Raw genomic sequence first — 5,456 nt, 5'->3', positions numbered from 1 at the left:
GGGTTCAGGATCTCGCAGATCTCGTAGGTGTAGGGGTAGGTCCCTGCGGTGGTCCCGGCGGCGACGGTGATCGTGCCATCGGCGTTCATGGTGATGGACCCGGCGGCGGGCGTCGGCGCGGCGCCCGGCGTCAGGGTGATCGCGGCAGGATCGACCGCCACGCCGTTCAGCGTGTCGTTGGCCAGCACCGTGCCCGTGGAGCCTCCGGTGATCCCGCTGATCGTTGCCGGCGCGTCATCGACGGCGTCGATCACGGCGGCACCCACGACGACCGTCGCGGTGGCGGTGTCGCAGTTGGCGGGGTTCAGGATCTCGCAGATCTCGTAGGTGTAGGGGTAGGTCCCTGCGGTGGTCCCGGCGGCGACGGTGATCGTGCCATCGGCGTTCATGGTGATGGACCCGGCGGCGGGCGTCGGTGCCGCGCCCGGCGTCAGGGTGATCGCGGCCGGATCGACCGTCACGCCGTTCAGCGTGTCGTTGGCCAGCACCGTGCCGGTCGCTCCACCCGTCGCGCCGTTGATGGATGCGGGGGCGTCATCGACCGCGTCGATCACGGCGGCACCCACGATGACCGTCGCGGTGGCGGTGTCGCAGTTGGTGGGGTTCATCACCTCGCAGATTTCGTAGGTGAAGGGGTAGCTGCCCGCCGTCGTTCCGGCCGCCACGGTGATCGTGCCGTCCGGGTTCATGGTGATGGAGCCGGCGGCAGGCGAGGGCGCAGGGCCCGGCGTCAAGGTGATCGCGGCGGGATCAACCGTCACGCCATTCAGCGTGTCGTTGGCGAGGACCGAGCCCGTGGCACCGCCGGTCAGACCGTTGATAGTCGCGGGAGCATCATCCACCGCGTCGATGGGCGCGGGGTCGATGACCACGGTGATCAACGCGATATCGCAGTTGGTGGGGTTCAGGATCTCGCAGATCTCGTAGGTGAGCGAATAGGTGCCCGCCGGAGTGTCCGGCAGGATGACCAGATCGCCCGTCGGGGTCAGGAACGCGCCGCTGAGGCCGCCATTGGCGGTCACCGCGATGGTGATCAGGGCGGGGTCGACGGGGTCGCCGTTCAGCGTGTCGTTGCCGAGCACGTTGCCCGCGGTCCCGCCGGTCAGACCGTTCAGCGGCGTGGCGCTGAAGTCGTCGTCCAGCGCGTCGATGACCGGCGGAGCGACGATGACCGTTGCCGTCGCCGTGTCGCAGTTGGTCGGGTTCAGGACCTCGCAGATCGTGTAGGGGTAGCTGTAGCTGCCCGCCGTCGTTCCGGCCGCGACGGTGATCGTGCCGTCGGGGTTCATGGTGATGGATCCTGCGGTCGGCGTCGGAGCCGCACCGGGGACCAGCGTCACGGCGGCGGGCGCGAAGGGCAGGCCGCCCAGAGTGTCATTGCCCAGGACGGTGGCCGTCGAGCCTCCGGCGAAGCCGTTGATCGCGGCCGGAGCGTCATCCACCGCGTCGATCACCGAAGCGCCGACGGTCACCGAGACGGTGGTCGTATCGCAGTTGGTGGGGTTCAGCCGTTCGCAGATCTGGTAGGTGACCGTGTAGGTTCCCGCCGGGGTCGCCGGAGCGACCGAGACGGCACCCGTGGCCGGGTCCAGCGTGACGTTGGGGCTGGTGGTGGCGGTCTGGGTCAGGGACACCGTGGCCAGGGTGGCCGGGGATCCGCCCAGCGTGTCGTTCGCCAGCACGTTCGGCACAGCCGTGCCGCCGGTGGCTCCGCTTGCAACCGAGCCGGTGTCCGCCACCGCGTCGATGACCGCGGCGCCGACCGTCACGGTGGCCGTCGCGGTGTCGCAGTTCGCGGGGTTCAGACGCTCGCAGATCCGGTAGGTGACCGTGTAGGTCCCGGCCGGGGTCGCCGGAGCGACCGAGACGGCTCCCGTGGCCGGGTCGAGGGTGACGTTGGGGTTGGTGGTGGAGACCTGCGCCAGCGAGACCGTCGCCAGGGTGGCGGGGGCCGTGTTCAGCGTGTCGTTGACCAGCACGTTCGGCACGGCGGTCCCGCCGGCAGCCCCGTTTGCGACCGAGCCGGTGTCATCCACCGCGTCGATGGGCGCGGGCAGGACGACGACCGTGGCGGTGGCCGTGTCGCAGTTGGTCGGGTTCAGGATCTCGCAGATCGTGTAGGGGTAGCTGTAGGTGCCCGCCGTGGTCCCGGCCGCCACGGAGATCGTGCCGTCGGGGTTCATGGTGATGGACCCGGCCGCCGGGGTCGGGGCAGCGCCAGGGGCAAGGGTGATGTCGGCCGGGTCCACCGCCACGCCGTTCAGCGTGTCGTTGGTCAGGACCGTGGCAAGCGCGCCGCCGGAAGCTCCGATGAGGGGGGTTGCGGAATAGTCGTCGTCCACCGCGTCGATGGGCGCGGCCGTCACCACGACCGTCACCGTGGCCGTGTCGCAGCTGAGCGGGTTGACCCGGTCGCAGATCGTGTAGCTGTACTCGTAGCTGCCCGCCGTGGTCCCGGCGGCCACCGTCACGGTGCCATCGGGGTTCAGCGTGATCGAGCCTGCGGCAGGGGTCGGGCCGACCGGCGCTCCGGGGAGGTAGAGCACGTCCGCCGGGTCCACCGCCGCGCCGTTCAGCGTGTCATTGCCCAGCACGTTGGGCAGGGTGCCGCCGGTGAAGCCGTTGACCGGGCCGAGGGTATCGGCGACCGCGTCGATCACCGGAGGCGCGATGCGGATGGTGATGGTGGTCGTGTCGCAGTTGGTCGGGTTCAGGATCTCGCAGATCGTGTAGCTGTATTCGTAGATCCCCGCCGAAGTGCCCGGGGCGACCGTGACGGTGCCGTCGGGGTTCAGCGTGATGCTGCCGAAGGCGGGCAGGGGGTTCAGCGCAGCGCCGGGGGTCAGGGTGACGGCCGCCGGATCGACCGGCAGGCCGTTCAGCGTGTCGTTGACCAGGACCGATCCGGTCGTGCCGCCCGCAAAGCCGTTGACCGGGCCCAGGTCGTCGGCGACCGCGTCGATGGGTGCGGCGGTGACGACCACGGTTTCGGTGATGCCGTCGCAGCGAGTCAGGTCCAGAGGATCGCAGATTTCGTAGAAGATCCCGTAGCTTCCCGCCGGGGTGTTCGGAGCCACCGTCACGATGCCCGTTGCCGGATCAAGGCTGAGGAAGGTCACCGGCAGACCGGTGGCGAGGTTGGTGTAATCCGAGGCGACGGGGGCCGGGATCACCACGCTGTTCGCACTGCCGGAAACCAGCGTCGCATCGGTGCTGTCGACGATGTCGGAATCGATGATCGTGGCCGGCAACCCGCCGACGGTCAGGGTCCCTCCGACCAGCCCGTTCACCGGATCATAGGCCTCGGGTAGTGCTTCCAGCACCAGGGGCAGGACGGCCAGCGTCTCGACCTGGGTGTCGCAATTGGTCGGGTTCGCCAGGTCGCAGATCCGGTAGGTCACCAGCACAATTCCGCCCGGGCCGGGGACCGACATGTCGACGTTGCCCGTCGCGGTGTCCAGCGTCACTTCCGGGTAGGGGTCTCCGCCCGCGGTCAGGATCGAGACCAGGGAGATGGCGACGTTCGAGGTCGTCGCCTGCAGCCCGCCGATCCGGTCCGAGGTCAGGACGTTCATCACCAGGCCCGGAGGCGCGATGCCGCTGAAGGTCGGCGAAACCTCGGGGCGGGCGTCGATCGCGGGCAGGCCGACCACGACCGTCGCTGTCGCGGTGTCGCAGTTGGTCGGGTTCACGACCTCGCAGATCGTGTAGGGGTAGGCATAGGTCCCCGCCGTGGTGCCCGCGGCGACGGTGATCGTCCCGTCCGGGTTCATGGTGATGGAACCCGAAGCCGGGGTCGGCGCGGTGCCGGGCGTCAGGGTGATCTGCGCCGGGACGACCGGAGCGCCGTTCAGGGTGTCATTGCCCAGCACGCTGGCCGTCGTGGCCCCCGTCAGGCCGCTGACCGAGGGGAAGCTGTTGTCCACCGCGTTGATGACCGGCGGGGTCACGCGCAGACGCACGGTCGCCGTGTCGCAGTTGGCGGGGTTCAGGTCCTCGCACAGCCGGTAGGTGACGGTGTAGGTGCCCGCGGGCGTGCCTGCCGGAACGGTGATCGTCCCGCCGTCGGCGATGGTGACGCCCGTCAGCCCGCCTGGATCGGTGACGGTGATCGTGGTCAGCGCCGGGTTGACGGTCGCCCCGTTCAGGCGGTCGTTGGTCAGCACGTTGCCGGCCGAGCCCCCGGTGAAACCGTTCAGCGCCGTGGCGGTGAAGTCGTCGTCGACGGCATCGATGACCGGCGGATTGATCAGAAGCGTGACCAGGGCCGTGTCGCAGTTGCCGGGGTTCAGGTCCTCGCAGAGCCGGTACTCGACCGTGTAGGTCCCGGCCGGAGTGCCGGCGGGAACCGTCATCACGCCGCTGTCCGAGATCACAAGCCCGGCGATCCCGTCGGCGTCGACCACGGTGATCGTGGTTTGCGCGGGATTGACGGTCGCCCCGTTCAGGCGGTCGTTGGTCAGCACGTTGCCCGCGACGCCGCCGACAAAGCCGTTCAGCGGCGTGGCCGAGAAGTCGTTGTCCTCGGCCAGGATCACCGGAGGCGCCACCACCACGCTGGCCGTGGCCGTGTCGCAGTTCGTCGGATTGAGCCTTTCGCAGATCGTGTAGCTGTAGGGATAGGTCCCCGCCGTGGTGCCCGCGGCGACGGTGATGGTGCCATCGGGGTTCATGGTGATGGACCCTGCAGCCGGGGCAGGGGGCACGCCCGGGATCAGCAGCACCGCCGCCGGATCGACCGGGGCTGCAGCCAGCGTGTCATTCCCAAGCACCGTCGCGGTCGTGCCGCCGACAAAGCCGTTCACCGTCGCAGGTGCGTCGTCCACCGCGTCGATGGGGGCGGCCAGGACCACGACGGTGGCCGTGGCCGTGTCGCAGTTGGTGGGGTTCAGGATTTCGCAGATCGTGTAGGGATAGGCATAGGTGCCCGCCGTCGTGCCGGCGGCGACGGTGATCGTCCCGTCGGGGTTCATCGTGATCGAGCCGCTGGCCGGGGTCGGGGCCGCACCCGGCGTCAGGGTGACGTTTCCGCCAATTCCGACCGTGGCCGCCGCGCCGTTCAGCGTGTCGTTGCCAAGCACCGTGGCCAAGGTCGCCCCGGCAAAACCGCTGACTGCGGGCGGCGCATCATCCACCGCGTCGATGGGGGCCGCGCCGACAGTGGTGGTGACGGTGGTCGTATCGCAGTTGGCGGGGTTCAGCTGTTCGCAGATCTGGTAGGTGACCGTATAGGTCCCGGCTGGCGTGAAGGGAGCGACGTTGACCGCGCCGGTGGCGGGGTTGAGCGTGACGTTGGGGTTGGTGGTGGCGACCTGGGTCAGCGTCACGTTGGCCAAGGTGGCCGGGGCCCCGTTGAGCGTGTCGTTCACCAGGACGTTGGGAACCGCCGTCCCGCCGTTCAGGCCGTTGGCGACGGTGCCGCTGTCGGCGACCGCGTCGATGGGGGCCGCGCCGAC

General features: G+C 69.6%; 1 protein-coding gene. It reads right to left on the bottom strand.

What is annotated here, in order from left to right; translation table 11 throughout:
- A partial coding sequence (locus tag ACE3Q6_RS15215) for a beta strand repeat-containing protein (protein ID WP_374434105.1) occupies nucleotides 1-5,456 on the bottom strand: 5,456 nt, incomplete at both ends.

The sequence above is a fragment of the Tabrizicola sp. genome (genome assembly GCF_041913445.1).
GTDB lineage: Bacteria > Pseudomonadota > Alphaproteobacteria > Rhodobacterales > Rhodobacteraceae > Tabrizicola.
This window is presented reverse-complemented; position numbering and strand designations above follow the sequence as displayed.